The 15,439-nt window shown below is 64.5% G+C and carries 13 protein-coding genes; 1 reads left to right on the forward strand and 12 read right to left on the reverse strand.

Annotated elements, in window-relative coordinates; genetic code table 11:
• Positions 1 to 8 precede the first annotated feature (8 nt).
• Positions 9 to 929, forward strand: a complete 921-nt coding sequence (locus B9N88_RS21685) for a LysR family transcriptional regulator (protein ID WP_027606066.1) — start codon at positions 9 to 11, stop codon at positions 927 to 929.
• A gap of 19 nt (positions 930 to 948) precedes the next feature.
• Here B9N88_RS21685 and madM read toward each other — a convergent pair whose 3' ends face one another.
• The 12 genes from madM to B9N88_RS21745 all read right to left on the reverse strand — a co-directional run bounded on the left by madM (position 949) and on the right by B9N88_RS21745 (position 15,346).
• Entirely contained in the window at positions 949 to 1,713 is a 765-nt protein-coding gene (gene madM, locus B9N88_RS21690; RefSeq protein WP_027606067.1) for a malonate transporter subunit MadM, read from the reverse strand.
• A 1-nt stretch (position 1,714) separates the two neighbouring features.
• Positions 1,715 to 2,119: a malonate transporter subunit MadL gene (madL, locus tag B9N88_RS21695; RefSeq protein WP_027606068.1), complete on the reverse strand. Its 405-nt coding sequence runs from the start codon at positions 2,117 to 2,119 to the stop codon at positions 1,715 to 1,717.
• 67 nt (positions 2,120 to 2,186) lie between these two features.
• Positions 2,187 to 3,086 carry a malonate decarboxylase subunit epsilon gene (gene mdcH / locus B9N88_RS21700; protein WP_027606069.1) on the reverse strand — a complete coding sequence of 300 codons (900 nt, stop codon included), beginning with the start codon at positions 3,084 to 3,086 and terminating at the stop codon, positions 2,187 to 2,189.
• Positions 3,083 to 3,679: a malonate decarboxylase holo-ACP synthase gene (locus B9N88_RS21705; RefSeq protein WP_027606070.1), complete on the reverse strand. Its 597-nt coding sequence runs from the start codon at positions 3,677 to 3,679 to the stop codon at positions 3,083 to 3,085. The genes mdcH and B9N88_RS21705 overlap by 4 nt, the downstream gene beginning before the upstream one ends.
• Entirely contained in the window at positions 3,673 to 4,443 is a 771-nt protein-coding gene (gene mdcE, locus B9N88_RS21710) for a biotin-independent malonate decarboxylase subunit gamma (RefSeq protein WP_027606071.1), read from the reverse strand. The genes B9N88_RS21705 and mdcE overlap by 7 nt, the downstream gene beginning before the upstream one ends.
• Entirely contained in the window at positions 4,440 to 5,282 is an 843-nt protein-coding gene (locus tag B9N88_RS21715) for a biotin-independent malonate decarboxylase subunit beta (RefSeq protein WP_027606072.1), read from the reverse strand. The genes mdcE and B9N88_RS21715 overlap by 4 nt, the downstream gene beginning before the upstream one ends.
• Positions 5,275 to 5,574, reverse strand: a complete 300-nt coding sequence (locus B9N88_RS21720) for a malonate decarboxylase subunit delta (protein ID WP_027606073.1) — start codon at positions 5,572 to 5,574, stop codon at positions 5,275 to 5,277. Before B9N88_RS21720 ends, B9N88_RS21715 begins: the two co-directional genes overlap by 8 nt.
• Positions 5,574 to 6,407 carry a triphosphoribosyl-dephospho-CoA synthase gene (locus B9N88_RS21725; protein ID WP_027606074.1) on the reverse strand — a complete coding sequence of 278 codons (834 nt, stop codon included), beginning with the start codon at positions 6,405 to 6,407 and terminating at the stop codon, positions 5,574 to 5,576. The genes B9N88_RS21720 and B9N88_RS21725 overlap by 1 nt, the downstream gene beginning before the upstream one ends.
• Entirely contained in the window at positions 6,408 to 8,078 is a 1,671-nt protein-coding gene (gene mdcA / locus B9N88_RS21730) for a malonate decarboxylase subunit alpha (protein WP_027606075.1), read from the reverse strand.
• A gap of 276 nt (positions 8,079 to 8,354) precedes the next feature.
• Positions 8,355 to 8,609, reverse strand: coding sequence for a DUF6124 family protein (locus B9N88_RS21735; protein WP_027606076.1), 255 nt, complete (start codon positions 8,607 to 8,609; stop codon positions 8,355 to 8,357).
• Between the two features lie 466 nt (positions 8,610 to 9,075).
• Positions 9,076 to 9,531, reverse strand: a complete 456-nt coding sequence (locus B9N88_RS21740; protein WP_027606077.1) for a chemotaxis protein CheW — start codon at positions 9,529 to 9,531, stop codon at positions 9,076 to 9,078.
• Positions 9,524 to 15,346, reverse strand: a complete 5,823-nt coding sequence (locus B9N88_RS21745; RefSeq protein ID WP_027606078.1) for an Hpt domain-containing protein — start codon at positions 15,344 to 15,346, stop codon at positions 9,524 to 9,526. The genes B9N88_RS21740 and B9N88_RS21745 overlap by 8 nt, the downstream gene beginning before the upstream one ends.
• Positions 15,347 to 15,439: the final 93 nt, after the last annotated feature.

Genomic DNA, 15,439 nt, shown 5'->3' on the forward strand with positions numbered 1-15,439 from the left:
CCACGGCCATGCTGATCGACGAAGAATTCACCCTCAAGAAGCTGGAAATCTTCCTGGCATTCATGCGCACCGGCAACCTGGCCCGCGCCGCCGCCGAGCTGCAAACCAGCAATGTCAGCGTGCACCGCGCCATCCACTCGCTGGAAAATGCCTTGCGCTGCCCGCTGTTCAAACACGAGGGCCGCAACCTCACGCCGCTGGAAAGCGCCTACGTGCTGGAAGAACGCGCACAGAAACTGATCGCCGATGTGGTCGACAGCGTACGCCTGACCCGCGAAGCCGCCGGTTTCTCCGCCGAACGCTTCAAGCTCGGCTCGCTGTATTCACTGACCGTCAGGACCGTGCCGCAATTGATCATGGGCCTGAAGATCAGGCGCAGCGAACTCAATATCGACCTGATCCTCGGCTCCAATTTCGACCTGCTGTACAAGCTCAAGAACATGGAAGTCGACGCAATCCTCATCTCCCTCGACGAACACGCCAACGACCCCGACTGCGAACAGATCGAGCTGTTCTGCGACGACATCTTCCTCGCCACCCCGGCCGACTCGCCCTTCGACCGCGCCCAGGAAATCGACCTGGCCGACGTGCGCGACGCCACCTTCATCACCCTCACCCAAGGCTTCGCCACTCATCAGGATGGCAACCGGGTGTTCAAGCAGGCGGGGTTCGAGCCGAAGGTGGCGATGCAGGTCAATGACATCTTCACACTGCTGAGCATGGTCAGTTCAGGGGTGGGTTATGCGTTGCTGCCGGGAAGGATCGCGGCGGTGTACGAGAACCGCGTGAAGCTGATACCGCTGCAACCCAGGTATCGGTTGCAGCAGCATATCGGCGTGGTGTTCCTGAAGGCCAAGGAGCGTGATCCGAATTTACTGGCGTTGTTGGCGGAGTGTCGGATGTATGCCAATCGGCAGGGAACAGCCTGACACTCCGCAATCCCCAAGGTCAGCCCACCAACCCACGCACAATGAAGTACAGCAACGAAGGCCCCAGCAAACACCCAAGCCCGGTATGGAACGTCGCCGTCAACGCGCCATACGGCACCAAGCGCCGATCCGTCGCCGCCAGCCCTGCCGTCACGCCGCTCACGGTGCCGGCCAGGCCACCAAACACCATCGCCGAACGCGGGTTGTCCAAGCCCATCCAACGCGCCGCCACCGGGGTACCGACCATCACCAGGATCGCCTTGATCAACCCGGTCGCAATCGACAGCGCCATCACATCCGAAGTCGCGCCAATCGCCGCACCGGTCACCGGGCCGACGATGTAGGTCACGGCACCCGCGCCGATGGTGGTCATGCTGATAGCGTCGCGATAGCCAAACACCCAGGCCATGCTGGCGCCGACGATAAACGGCAGGATCGTGCCCAGCAGCAGCGCAATCACGCCGATCATCCCGGCCTTGCGCGCTTCGGTGGCCTGTACCTCGAACGCCGTGGCAACAATGGCGAAGTCGCGCAGCATCGCGCCGCCCATCAGGCCGATGCCGGAGAACAGCGCCAGGTCAGCCAGGCCTTTTTGCCCGCCGGTAAGGGTGCCGCCGACCCAGGCCAGGACCAGGCCGATGACGATGGCAATCGCCGAGCCGTGGATGCGCCCGAACGTCAGGCGCTTGGACAGCACCACGGAAATCCACATCACCACGCCAACAAACGCAAACGCAGTGATCAGGCCGTTATGTTCCAGGCCTTTTTCGATGAGATCCCACATATCAGCGACCTCCCGCAGGCACGATCAGCGGCTCTTCGGCGGGCAGGGGCTCGCCCTTGTGCGTACGACTGATCAAGGCGATGGTACAACCACAGACCACCACCGAACCAATCGCCGCCAGCACCGCGACCGGGCCCCCGTGCAGGGCGGTCACGACGTTCTGCTGCGCGGCCATTGCTACGACCACGGGAATGTACATGGCGCCCCAGAAGCCCACGCCCATCTCGCACTCCTTGGTCATGCCGCCGCGTTTTTGCATCCACAGGCGGGCGCAGATCAGCAGGATCATGGCGATCCCCACCCCGCCCACGTTGGATTTGACGCCCAGCAACACGCCGAGCATGTCGCCCATGATCACACCTGCCAGCGTGCAGATCGCCAGCAATGCCACACCGTAAATAATCATTGTTGTTGTCCTCGAAGTGCTCGATCGAAATTGTTGTTTTTGTGCTTCGACAGCCTTGGGTGGTGCTTTATCGGTGGCGGCGCTCCTCCTCTTCCAGCAGGGCCTGCAAGGTATCCAGGCGTGCGCCTTCGCAGGCGATCACGGTGCCTTGTTCGAACACGCGGCGTGACAGGCCGGTGAGCACGGCGCCCGGGGGCAGTTCGATTTGCAGGCGCACACCGCGCTCGTAGGCGCTTTGTACGGTGCCGCGCCAGTCAACGACGCGGCACATGTTGAAGGCCAGGTCGTCGCAAAGGTGTTCGGGGTTGTGGATCGGCCGCGCGCGGGTGCTGCTCAGGTAGGTGATGCGCGGCGCCTTGAGCGGGACAAATACCTGGGCCAGGGCCTCGGCCGGCTGCGCCAGCAGCGCGCAATGGGACGGCACACTGACGGCCAGGCGTTTGGCGATGCCGTTGCCCTTGATGCGCGCGGCGACACGCTTCATGGCCTCGTCGCTGCCGGCGATCACGCTCTGGTTATCGGCGTTGATATTGGCCAGGTACACCGGGGTTTCAGGGCTGTGGATGTCGGCGAGGAGTGTTTCGACGGTGGATAACTCCACGCCGATGATCGCGGTCATGCCGTAGCCGTGTGGATAAGCGTTTTGCATCAGTTGGCCGCGCAGGCTGACCAGCTTTACCGCATCGGCAAAATCCAGGGCCCCGGCGATGACCGCAGCCGGGTAGGCGCCGATGGACAGGCCCGCCACGTAATCCGGGGTGCGCTCCAACAGGCGGGCGTGGGCGACGCCGGCGATCAACAGGCACAGTTGCACGGCGCGGGTACTGGCCAGGGCTCGCGCTGAATCGAGCCGGCGCACGTCTTCGCCCAGGGCATCGCTGGCTTCTTCCAGCACAGGTTCGGGCAGCGACTGGAGCATGCCGAGTCGCTGGGCACCCTGCCCCGGAAACACCAGGAGGCTGCTCATGCCACGGCCTGCCAGGGATCGTCGACCAGGCGCGCGCCGCTGATGGTTTTCAACAGCACGCGACGTGATCCGCCAGCCCATTCGCGCAAGGCCACGGCGCCGAACGGGGTTTGCAGTTGCAGGTCCACAGGGCACACCGCCGTGTCCAGGCTCGCCAGCAGGTCCTCGGCATCGGCGCGTTCAAGGCGCTTGGGCGTGCGCAGGATCAAATCCAGATCACTCTGGGCATGCAGTGCTTCGATGCCGGTGGCCAATTCAAAGCCGGCGCTACCGCTGACGCCCCATGCCTCGTGCACCAGCACCGAACGCAATTGAGCAAGCGCTTGCAGTGCGGGTACGTCCCGTAGCGAAACCACGTCGCGCAGGGCTTCCGGTGCAACGCGCCGCTGCACCGCCGCCAGCGGCATCTCGGCGGCGAACCGCTGCTCACGCAAACGCCCGCGCACGCCGACCGCCACATGCCCCGGCGCGGCAATGGCGCGGCGCACCACCACCGGGTGGCCGGCGCCTAGCGCCTCCAGCACCCAGGCCGGTGCATCGGTGGACGCATGCGCCGGGGTCATGCCCCAGAGCAAGTCGTGGGCGTTCACCATTGTTCCCGCAGCAGTTGGCGAACCTGGCTGGACGCTGCGCGATTGGTCGCGCCGAGGCGTCCGCGCAGATCGGCGCTGCCGACGTCCTTGATCGCATTCACCAGGCAATCGCTGACCCGCGCTACATCGTCCGCCGTGGGCTGTTCAATCTGGCAGACCGACAAGGTCTCCCACAGCAAGCCGAGGCTGGCATAGCTGTCGATGTCATAGGCCATGGGCGGCACACTGGCGGCCAGGGCTTCCAGCTCTTCGACGCTGCGCAGGGTCACTCGCGCGGCCGAGGCCTTGCCCATGGCGTGCACCATCACGCCGGGATCGCGCAGGGCAATCAGGCGGTTGGCCTGGTAGCCATGGGCGAGGAACGCACCGGACATGGCCTTGCCCACCAGCAGCGCAATCACCGGGTGCCCGGCCAGGCGCGCGCGGGCATAACTGTCGGCGGCAGCGGCCAGGGCCTGATGGATGCCGAGGGCTTCTTCACGACGGCCGTAGGCCTGGCTGGGCACGTCGACGATGGCGATGATCGGGCGCTTGTCACCCCGGGCGATGGCTTCATCGACGGCCTTGGCCAACCCCCAGCCCTCCAACAAACCGACTTCGCCATTGCGTGCCCGAGGGAAGCGGTTTTGCGCGTCGGTCACTACGGCGACAAAGCGCACCTGTTGCTCACCCAATACACCGTCGGCCACCCTCAGCGACGCCGGCAAATCGTCTACAACTGGAGCGCCGGCGCTCAATGCGTTGAACCACTGCAAGCCTCTCATGAGCGTTCTCCCTGATACAGCTCGCGCACCGTCGCCGGGTCGATTTGCGCTACGGCGTCCAACTCGGCCAAGCGTGCGAGGTAATCATCAGCCTGGCGACTGCGCTGTTGTGCGGGCACACCCTGCTGCAGCAACGCGCTGACCGTCTGCTGGATCTGCGCCACATCATCGGCCACGTAACGGTCGGCCAGGCCACTGTTAAAACGCTGTTCGCCGCCCGTGAGGCTCCAGATAAAAGGACGGTCGCGGGAGTCGTACTCTTCCAGCCCGGCCTCCTGCTCGATCACCTGCGGACCGTTCAGCCCCAGGCGCGCTTCACGGGTGACGACGAGGTAGCTGCACAACCCGGCCGCAATGGACATGCCGCCGAAACAGCCAACGCTGCCCGCCACTACGCCGATCACCGGCTGGTACTGGCGCAGGTCGACAATCGCCGCGTGTATATCGGCAATCGCGGCCAGGCCGAGGTTGGCTTCCTGCAAGCGCACGCCGCCGGTTTCCAGCAGCAGCACGGCGCGGGTCGGGATGCCCTTGCGGTTGTCTTCGGCCGCCAGTTCCAGGGCGCCGGCGATTTTCGCGCCGCCCACTTCACCGAGGCTGCCGCCCTGGAAGTTGCCTTCAATGGCCGCAATCACCACAGGCAAGTCGCCGAGGCTGCCCTTGGCGATCACCACGCCGTCATCGGCCTGGGGCACCACACCTTGGCGGCTGAGCCAAGGCGACATGACCCGCTGGAACGGGTCGATCAGTTCGCGAAAGGTGCCGGCATCCAACAAGGCCTTGGCCCGCTGCCGCGCCCCCAGTTCCACGAAGCTGTGTTTAGCCAGCAAGTCAGTCATGGTCGATCTCCTCGAAACCCTGCTCCAGGCGCAGGCGCACCACGCCGGGGGTGGCGCCGAAATCGTGAATATCAATGTTCAGGGCCGGGGGCGTCTGCTCCTGGAAGATGCGTTCAAACAGGTGCTGCCAGCGTTGTTCGGCGCCATTTACCGAGGTCTGGACCTGGATGGTCAGCGTGCCGGCCGTGCCCGGCTCCAGCAGCACTTCCAGGTCGCCCGAGCCGACGCAGCCCACCAGCGCACGGCCTTTTGGCGGCTGCCCGGCGGGGAATTCAAAGGATAAGGTTTCCATCACAACGCTCCGTCGAGGCGGTCGATAAACAGGCAGGCGGCCAACAGGTCGGCGGCGCCGCCGGGGGAGGCATTCAGGGCCAGCAGTTGGTGGTCCAGTTCATGCAATTGGCGGCGCCCGGCGAGGCTTGCGCTGCCGCCGGCGTCCAGCACGGCCTGGGCGCCGCGCTGCATGGCATGCAGGCCTTCCACGCCGGCGCGATAGAGCACGCAGGTGTCGGCCAGCTCGGTCATGATCGCGAGCAAGGCGTCCAGGCGCGCGTTCTGTTCACCAGCATTTTGCTGGCGGCTTTTGTGCAGTTGCGGCAGACCACGTTGGGTCACGGCGGGGAAGCCCAGTTGCGCTTCTTCACGGGCACCGCGTGCGCCATAACGCTGGGCGACCTGGGCGCCGTGGCTCGGGGTTTGCGGCGCGTAACGGTCGTTGAGCAGGGCCAGTCTGGCGGCGTTCAGCGTTATGGCACGCGGTTCCAGGGCAGCCGCTGCGGTCAGCAGGCCGAGGGCCCAGATCGCACCGCGATGGGTGTTCACGCCGTGGGTGGTGACGAGCATCGCCTGTTCGCCTTCGCGCCCGATACGGCCGAGCGCTTCGCGCAGCGGCAAGCCGACCTCGCCGAATTCAAGCGCCGCCTCGGCCATCGCCTTGAACATCGGCCACAGCGACAGCGCCGAAGCGTGCATCAGCCCCAGGTGCAGATCACTGTGGGCGCCGTTGCCGCGGCGATCCACCAAGGCGGGCTTGGGTGACAGGTCGGCTTCATCGATCAGCGCATCGACGGCCATATCCGCCAGGCGATCCGCGAGGCTGAGTTCGTGCAGTTTAAGGGCGCGCATTTACCAGCTCCTGAATTTGGCGGGCGGGTTGTACAGGCCACCGGACCACTCCACCAGGTCGGCCACGCTCTTGGCGGCCAACAACTCGCGGGTGGCGTCGGTACGGCGGATGCCCAAATCTTCGGGCAAGGCGATCAGGCCCTCGCGGCGCATGCGCGCGGTGTCCTTGGGGTTGTGGCGCATGCCGATGGCGGTCACCCCGGCGACGGCGGCGATCATCGCCTGGCGCTCTTCCAGGGACCGCGCCTTGTACAGGTAGGCGATGCCTTCTTCGGTGAGCAGGTGGGTGACGTCGTCACCGTAGATCATGATCGGCGCCAGGGGCATACCGCTTTTGCGCGCCACTTCCACGGCGTCGAGGGTGTCGACGAAGGTGGGCTTGCCCCCTTCCTGGAAGGTCTCGACCATCTGCACCACGAGCTTTTTGCCGCGTTCCAGCAGCGCTTCCGGCGCGTCGCCGTGGCGCATGTCCAGCCATGCCGGCGTGCCGTGACGACGACCGCGCGGGTCGTGGCCCATGTTCGGCGCCCCACCGAAACCGGCGAGGCGGCCACGGGTCACGGTGCTGGAATGACCGTCGCCGTCGACTTGCAGGGTCGCACCGATAAACAGGTCCACCGCGTATTGGCCGGCCAGCTGGCAGAACATTCGGTTGGAACGCATCGAACCGTCGCGGCCGGTGAAAAACACATCCGGGCGCGCGGCGATGTAGTTCTCCATGCCCAGTTCGGTGCCGAAGCAGTGCACGCTTTCCACCCAGCCGCTTTCGATGGCAGGGATCAGCGTGGGATGCGGGTTGAGGGTCCAGTTACGGCAGATCTTGCCCTTCAGGCCCAGGGATTCACCGTAGGTGGGCAGGATCAATTCAATGGCGGCGGTGTTGAAGCCGATCCCATGGTTGAGGGACTGAACATTGTGTTTTTCGTAGATGCCGCGGATCGCCATCATCGCCATCAGCACATGCACCGGCTTGATATGGCGCGGGTCGCGGGTGAACAGCGGCTCGATGTAGAACGGCTTGTCGGCCACCACCACGAAATCCACCCAACTGGCAGGGATGTCGACGCGGGGCAAGTCGCTGACGTCATCCACCAACTGGTTGACCTGCACGATCACGATGCCATCGCTGAACGCGGCGGGTTCGATCAGCGCGGGAGTATCTTCGGTGCTGGCGCCGGTGTAGATATTGCCGGCACGGTCGGCCATGAAACCGGCGGACAGTACGACGTTGGGGATCAGGTCCACCACCAGCCGTGCATAGAGTTCGATGTAAGTGTGGATCGCACCGATTTCCAGCAGGCCGTCTTCGAGCAGTTGGCTGATGCGCAGGGATTGGGTGCCGGCGAAGGAAAAGTCCAGCTTGCGCGCGATGCCCTTTTCAAACAGGTCCAGGTGCTCGGACCGCCCGACGCTGGGCATGATCATGTGCAAATCGTGGAGCTTGGCCGGGTCGGCCTTGGCCAGGGAGCGCGAGAGGAAGTCGGCCTGCTTCTGGTTGTTGCCTTCCAGCACCACGCGGTCGCCGGGGAGGATCAGGGCCTCAAGCGCTTCGACAATCCTGTCACTGGGCAAAACCGCCCCGTCTGCGATTGTTTTGACCAGCCCAAGCCGCCGCTGCTTCTCGTCGCGCCGCCGCGTCCAGCGCGAGTCGGGGGTTATTGTTGTTGTCATGGTCGCTCCACGGGTTTGCTGTCGTGGGCTGTACCTTAGGAGTGATTCAAGGGGCCATCAATCAAGCTGGGCGGCGGATCATTACGGTTGGAGTAATGGAGCATCAGTAAACGCTGAGCCGAGCCAAAAGATGATCTAAATGTGGGAGGGGGCTTGCCCCCGATAGCGGAGGGTCAGCTAAGTTATGTATCAACTGACACTCAGCCATCGGGGGCAAGCCCCCTCCCACATTTGCTCAGTAGTGCCTGTTAGATAGCGGTCCCAAAAAGGGAATGATCAATCCCTGGCTGGGACTTCTTCCGCAGAAGGGCTGACCTGCTCCAGCGCCCGATCCACCAACAACTGCCCCAACTCGGCCATTTGCTGGATCCCGAGCATGATGGCGCGCTGGGAAGTGTCCAGGTCGAAGGCCAGGTTGCAGGTGAGTGCGTTGAGGGAGGACAGGGTTTCGCTGGCGTTGACCAGCAGCGTTTCGGTGGTTTGGTGGGGGTTTACGGCGAAGAGAGGCAGATTAGGGGTAGGTTTGATCATGATGAAACTCCTAAACAGTCAGTAAGGAGCGCCACCGTTCGCTTGCACGCGAATGAGGGTGGCGACCGTGCGCAGGTGTGCAAGACCGGGCCTGTTTAGGACACCCAGCAGGTCCGAAGACCTCCTGCGCGCAGCCGCCATAAAGCAGCGAGCACAAAAAACGCCCGTTGGTTGGCAGGGCGTTTGTACGCCTAAACAGTTTCGTCGGACTTGCACGTCCGTGTCACCGTTTTTTGCGATGACGGGACGAAGACTAGGCGCGCGGGCTGCACGCGACAAGTTCATGCACAGCCCAAAATCTTGCAGGAAAAATCCTAAGACCACCCGCAATCCGTCAAACACCGGCACTTTAATGTGGGAGGGGGCTTGCCCCCGATGGCAGTGGGTCAGCCACCAGATGCAGTGACTGACACACCGCCATCGGGGGCAAGCCCCCTCCCACAGGGGATCCTCACATGACTTAGATTCAGGCCAGTCCGGACTCGACCAATAAGGCTTCAAGCCCCATCAAATCCGGCACCTTCGCCACATGTTCCCCCACCTGCACCGCCGCCAGTTCCAGCGGGCACAGCGGCACGTCCACGTAGCTCAATTCGCTATCGAGCTTGTACGACCGTGGAATCCCCTGGATCACCAGCGCAATGAACTTCAACGTCGGTCGGCCGCCCAGTGCATTCAACACCACGATCCGCGAGCGTTCGCCGGTCACGCCGGCCTCGCCGCACGCCGCTTCAAAGCTGATCAACGGGATTTGTCGATCTCGCCACGTCACTTGCCGCAAATACCACGGCGGCGCATCGCTGGCCGGTTCGCCGCGCTGGAAGTCGATCAATTCGGCGATGGCGACGTTGGGCAGTATCAGGTGGCGGTCGGCCAGGGGCAGGAGCAGGCCGGTGAGTTGGCTGGTGCGGTGGTCAAGCACGGGATTTGCTCCAGTAGGCGATGCTTTCGAGCAGCACCGATTCCTGGTACGGCTTGCCCAGGTAGTCGTTGACGCCGATGGCCATGGCGCGGTCGCGGTGTTTCTGGCCGGTGCGGGAGGTGATCATGATGATCGGCAGGCGCATCAGCCGGGGGTCATTGCGCACCTGGATGGCCACTTCGAAGCCGTCCATGCGCGGCATTTCGATGTCGAGCAGCATCAGGTCGGGGGTATGTTCCTCGAGCACGGCAAGGGCGTCGATGCCGTCCTTGGCGGTGAGTACGTTCATGCCGTTGCGCTCCAACAGGCGGCTGGTGACTTTGCGCACGGTGACCGAGTCGTCCACCACCAGCACCAGCAGCGGGCGCTTTTTCAGCGGGTCGTTGAGGATCAACGGAGCATCCACCGCCTGGGCCGGCAAGGCCGGTTGCCGGGCGCGGATGTGCGCGAGCAGGTCGATGATCAACACCACGCGCCCATCCCCCAGGATGGTCGCGCCGGATAACCCCTGCACCCCGGAAAACTGCGGGCCCAGGCCCTTGACCACAATCTCCCGGGTGCCGGCCATGGCGTCCACATGCACCGCCACACGGCGCTCGTTGCACTGCACCAGCAACACCGGCACGGGTTGATACTGGCCCAGTAATTTCGGGCGACCGACGGTGTGCAGCAGGTCACCCAGGTAAAACAGCTCGTAGCGTTGGCCGGCATATTCATAACACGGCGGATCCTGCTGGTAGTGCCCCGCCAGCTCATGGGGCAGCACCCGCACCAGACCTTCGATGGTGTTGAGCGGGATCGCATATTGATCGTCCGCGCAGTGCACCATCAACGCCCGATTGACCGACACCGTAAACGGCAGGCGGATGCGAAAGTGCACGCCCTCCCCCGGTGTCGAGTCAATGAACATCGAGCCGCCGAGCTGGCGCACTTCTTCGTGCACCACGTCCATGCCCACGCCACGCCCGGAAATCTGCGTGATCTTTTCCGCCGTAGAGAACCCCGGCTGCAGAATGAACTGCAACACATCACGGTCGCTCATCTCTTGATGAGGGGCGAGCAAACCGCGCTTGATCGCCTTGCGCCGCACCGCGTCCAGAGGCACACCGGCACCGTCGTCGCGCATGTCGAAAACGATATCGCCGCCTTCGTGGGTCAGGTCCAGGGTGATGCGGCCCTTCTCCGGCTTGCCGGCCAACAGCCGCGCATCGCGGGGCTCCAGGCCATGGTCGACGGCGTTGCGCAGCATGTGTTCCAGCGGTGCCGCCATGCGCTCCAGCACATTGCGGTCCATTTCACCCTCGGCATTGCCGACGATGAACTCCACGTCCTTGCCCAACTCGCCCGCCACCTGGCGCACGATGCGTTTGAGGCGCGGCAGCATGCGCTCGAAGGGCACCATGCGCGTGCGCATCAGGCCTTCCTGCAACTCGGTGTTGATGCGCGCCTGTTGCTGCAACAGGCCATGGGCGTCCTCGTTGCGGCGGTCGAGGGTGTCCTTGAGGTCGAGCAGGTCGGAGGCCGATTCCGACAGCGCCCGGGACAGCTGCTGCAACTGCGAATGACGGTCCATTTCCAGCGGGTCGAATTCTTCATAGCCCAGGCGCTCGGCCTCGGCCTGTTGACGACTGAGGATGCGCCCCTGGGTTTCGGTGTCGAGGCGGCGCAGTTGGTCGCGCATGCGTTCGATAGTGGTTTCCACCTCATGCAGGGCAATGCGCGCGTCGTTGACTTGCTGCTCGATACGACCACGGAAGATCGAGGTCTCGCCGGCCAGGTTGACCAGGTCGTCCAGCAGGTCAGCGGAAATCTTCACCATGTCGGCGCCGGGATCAACCACCGCTTCGGCCTTGCCTGCGGGCAGCGCCACGGGCGTCACGGGCTCATCGCTGGGGTGCACCAGGCTCTTGATACGTTCGATAAGCTTGTCCACCGAACCCACCGGCAGCCCATCCGCCACGGCGTCGATCATCTGCGCCAGGCGGTCGTGGCAGCCCTGCAGCAACGCGAACAGTTCGGCGGACGGCGCGAGCAAACCGGCGGACAGCCCTTCGTAGAGAAATTCCAGCTCATGGGCCAGGTCACCGATCGGCCCGATCTCGACCATGCGCGCGCCGCCCTTGAGGGTGTGCAGGTCGCGCAGCAGGGTTTCGACTTCCTGGCGATTGTTCGGCTCGGCCTGCCAGCGCAGCAAGGCGCTGCCGGAGCTGTCGAGAATGTCGGCGGCTTCTTCGAGGAAGATGTCCAGCAACTCGGGGTCGGTGCCCGGCGTTTCCGCAGGTGGGGCGGCCTGTACAGCCGGCATGCCGCCCTGGCGTAGCGCGCGCAACCGGGCGACCAGTTCGGCGCTGTCGCTCAAGGGTTGATGGTGCTGCAGTTCCTCCAGTTGCAAGGCCAGTCGCTCATGGCTGGCCATCAGCACCTGCGACAACTCGCTGGAGTAGCTGTAGCGCCGATCCACCAGGCCTTCGTACAGGCATTCCAGTTCATGGGCCAGGTCGGCCACCGGTCCGATGTCGGCCATGCGCGCGCCGCCCTTGAGGGTATGCAGGTCGCGCTGCAGGGACGACAACGGCGCGGCACTGTCCGGCTCCAGCAGCCAGCGTTTCAGGGACTGCCCCGCACTGTCGAGAATATCCACGGCTTCTTCGAGGAAGATTTCCACGAGTTCATCGTCGATCCACGTTTCATCCTGCAGTTGCGCGGTGGCGGCGCCCAGTTCGGAGATGCTCAAGGCGCGGCTGCCGTCGCTTTTGATCAGGCCGGTGGCAGAAGGGTCCAGTGCATCGTCCAACAGTTCGCGCAGGGCGTGTACACGTGCCGGTGCCGGGATGATTTCCTGGCCGGCGGCCAATTGATCGAGCATGTTGATCAGCGCTTCATGGGCCTGCTCGGCCTCATGGAAAAACCGCTCGCTGACCGCCAGGCTGCTTTCTTCCACGGCGCCGTAGAGGTCGAGCAAGGCTTCGCAGAGTTCATCGATGGCGTGCAGGTCAGCGACATGGGCGCCCTCCCCCAGCGTGGTCAATTCATCCAGCAGCGCGGTGAGTTCCTGGCGTTCGCCGGGGTGCTGCTGCCAGCGGCGCAGCAGGCTTTCGGCGTCGAGCAGAATGTCCATGCCCTGGGCCAGGAAGTTGGCGATCAGTTGCGGGTCGCGCTTGATCCGCAACCCCGTGTTGGGGGCGTCGAGCAGCGCGGCCAGTTGATGGTCGAGCAGGGCCTGGGTCCGGCGGATCAAGTCATCCGCGCCCTTGATCGACACCAGGGGATCGCGGTCCAGTTGACGCAACCCACGCTGGAACAGGCCTTCGGCTTCCAGCAGCAACTCGACTTCGTCCAGGTCCAGCGGCAGGCGATGGGCTTTGTACTCGCGGGTCAGGTGATCCAGTGGGCGCACCAGCTCGGCGATCGGCAACACGCCGGCCATGTAGGCGCTGCCCTTGAGGGTGTGCAGGGCGCGTTGCAGTTCATCGCTGACTTGCAGCGGCACATGCTCGGCGGCCTGTTGCAGGAAGTGGTTGAGGCTGTCCAGATGGCTCTGGGCTTCGTTGCGGAAGATCTCCAGCAACATCGGATCGTGGGGTTCGCCGACCGACGCTGGGGCGCCGTTGGCCCAGGCGTGGGCGCGGGCGGCCAGGGCGTCGACCTCATCGCGCTGGTGTTGCTCTCCCGTCGCGAAGTCGGCGATCAATGCCGGCAGCAGGGCCACGGCGTCATCCAGCACCTGTTGGATCTCGGGGCCGAGGGCCACGCTGCGCTCGAGCACACGGTTCAACAGGTTTTCCACGGCCCAGGCCAGCTCCGCCAGCACCAGGGCGCGCACCATGCGGCCGCTGCCTTTCAGGGTGTGGAAGGCGCGGCGCATTTCGCCCTGGGCGGTTTTGTCCGCGCTGTTGGGCAGGTGACGGTGCAGCACCTCAAGGACTTCCTCGGTTTCTTCGAGGAAGACGTCGCGCAGTTCATCGTCGATGGGCGCTTCATCGGCCGGCGGCGGCAGCAGGCTACCGGGGCGTTGCAAGGCTGGCGGATTGAGGCCCGAAGTGGGGTTGGCCAATGCGTCGAACTGGGACTGGCTGGGCGCAACCTCGCTCGACAGCGCGCCATCGGGTGCCGCCAGCGCCTGACGCCAGGGTTTTTCGGCGGGCAGGTAGCCCAGCGCAGCCAGGCTTTGGGTGGCCAGTTCCAACACCCGTTCACCGGCGGCGTCCGGGTCTTGGAGCATGCGTTCGAGGTAATACTCCAGGCTGCTGATCACATCGGCGAAATGCCCCAGTTGCAGCTCCGACGGCGGGCTGTCGTTGACCATCAACTGTTCGTCGACGTAATCGGTGCAACCGCGCATCAGGCTGGCCGCGCGGGGCAAGGGGATCATCGCCAGCGCGCCGCGCACCTGGCTCAGCAGTTCCGGCAGGGATTCCAGGCGCTGGCGGTCCCAATCGGCTTCGATACAGTCGATCACCAGCTCCTTGGCTTGCTGCAGGCACTGGCAGGATTCGCGGATGACCAACTGGTGGATCTGGGTCAGGTCGGTGGTGGGCAGGCGGCTTTCTTCGTGGCCTTCCGGCTCGACGGTGCCGACCATTCCCGCCAGCGTGGCTTCCACATAGAGCAACGCACCGGCGACGTCCATCAACACCGCATCGTTGGGCTCGCGATGCCCCTGGGCCAGGCTCAATACCACGGCCAGCTGGTCGATGATGACTTTGCGCGGCTGGCCAAACCCCAGCACCGCGAGGGTATCGGCAATCTGTCGCAGGGGAGCCAGCAGCGCGTCGAGGTCGCTCGTGTGCTGGCGGTCGCTGCGCACGAACAGGTCGAGGCGCTCTTTGACCCGGACCAATTCTTCGCACAACGCACCGAGCACCGAGCCCATGGCGTTGCGATCCGGCCCGGCAAGGCGCGCGCGTTCGGCGTCCACCACTGCGCTGTCGGGCAAGGCCTCATCCAGGCTGTAGCGCTCTTTCAGACTCTGCATGCGTGGGGTCGGCCGGGTGACTTTGGCGACGTAAAACAACAGGCTCTTGAGCAGTTCATCCGGTGCGGGCTGGTTGATCCCGCCGATGCCCTGCGCCAGCAGGCGCTTGAGCTGCTTGTCGCTGGCCTTGAGCAGGCTGCGCAGCGCCGGGCTGTTGGCGACCACGCCGGTGAGCATGCCCTCGACCAGCGCCGACGCCACTTGCCACAGCGGCAACAGCGGCGCGCCCTGGCACAGCGCCTCAAGGCGCGCGAACACCCGCGCCATGTCTTCCAGGTTGCTCGGCCCGTGGTCTTCACGCAGCAGCCCGGCGAGGGCTTGCTGCAACAGTTGATGCCACTGGCGCAGTTGCGCCTGGAGGTCGGCCGGCGCGCGTTGGGCCAGGGCGTCCTCGGCAAGCGGCGCAATCGACAGCAGTTGCGGGCTGAACAAGCTGGTTTCCGACAGCAGGCTTTCGCCGTGGGCACTGCGCAGGTCGTTGAGCAGCGGCAGCACCACCAGCGGTAAATCACGGCGAGCGCTGTGCACCCGGTCAAGGTACAACGGCAGTTGGCCCAAGGCCTGTTGCAGCAGGCGGATACTTTCCTCGCGCTGGCCGACATGCCCGGCCTGGAGCGCCAGGGCCAGTTCCTCGATCTCTTCGGCCAGCAGCGCCGCGCCGTAGAACTCGACCATTTGCAGCGCACCATGCACCTGGTGGATAGCGTCCAGGCACTGGCTGATCACGCCATCGTCGTGGGTCTCGACAAATGCATCCAGCGCCGAACGGGCCTGCTTCAGGGTTTCGGCAATGTCGCCCTTGACCCATTCAAGGGCCACGTAGTCGTGCCGATCAACCATAACTGCTCCGCTTAGAATTCGTGGGTTGCCTGGATCTCAAAGCCAATGGAGATCTAGTGTGGGAGGGGGCAAGCCCCTCCCACATTTGGATCG

Source organism: Pseudomonas sp. LAMO17WK12:I1 (assembly GCF_900177315.1).
Classification (GTDB): Bacteria; Pseudomonadota; Gammaproteobacteria; order Pseudomonadales; family Pseudomonadaceae; genus Aquipseudomonas; species Aquipseudomonas marginalis.

Excerpts from the sequence above, each read along its gene's own strand:
- B9N88_RS21685 (WP_027606066.1), top strand. The coding sequence starts at position 9 with ATGCTGATCGACGAAGAATTCACCCTCAAGAAGCTGGAAATCTTCCTG.
- madM (WP_027606067.1), bottom strand. The coding sequence starts at position 1,713 with ATGTGGGATCTCATCGAAAAAGGCCTGGAACATAACGGCCTGATCACT.
- madL (WP_027606068.1), bottom strand. The coding sequence starts at position 2,119 with ATGATTATTTACGGTGTGGCATTGCTGGCGATCTGCACGCTGGCAGGT.
- mdcH (WP_027606069.1), bottom strand. The coding sequence starts at position 3,086 with ATGAGCAGCCTCCTGGTGTTTCCGGGGCAGGGTGCCCAGCGACTCGGC.
- B9N88_RS21705 (WP_027606070.1), bottom strand. The coding sequence starts at position 3,679 with ATGGTGAACGCCCACGACTTGCTCTGGGGCATGACCCCGGCGCATGCG.
- mdcE (WP_027606071.1), bottom strand. The coding sequence starts at position 4,443 with ATGAGAGGCTTGCAGTGGTTCAACGCATTGAGCGCCGGCGCTCCAGTT.
- B9N88_RS21715 (WP_027606072.1), bottom strand. The coding sequence starts at position 5,282 with ATGACTGACTTGCTGGCTAAACACAGCTTCGTGGAACTGGGGGCGCGG.
- B9N88_RS21720 (WP_027606073.1), bottom strand. The coding sequence starts at position 5,574 with ATGGAAACCTTATCCTTTGAATTCCCCGCCGGGCAGCCGCCAAAAGGC.
- B9N88_RS21725 (WP_027606074.1), bottom strand. The coding sequence starts at position 6,407 with ATGCGCGCCCTTAAACTGCACGAACTCAGCCTCGCGGATCGCCTGGCG.
- mdcA (WP_027606075.1), bottom strand. The coding sequence starts at position 8,078 with ATGACAACAACAATAACCCCCGACTCGCGCTGGACGCGGCGGCGCGAC.
- B9N88_RS21735 (WP_027606076.1), bottom strand. The coding sequence starts at position 8,609 with ATGATCAAACCTACCCCTAATCTGCCTCTCTTCGCCGTAAACCCCCAC.
- B9N88_RS21745 (WP_027606078.1), bottom strand. The coding sequence starts at position 15,346 with ATGGTTGATCGGCACGACTACGTGGCCCTTGAATGGGTCAAGGGCGAC.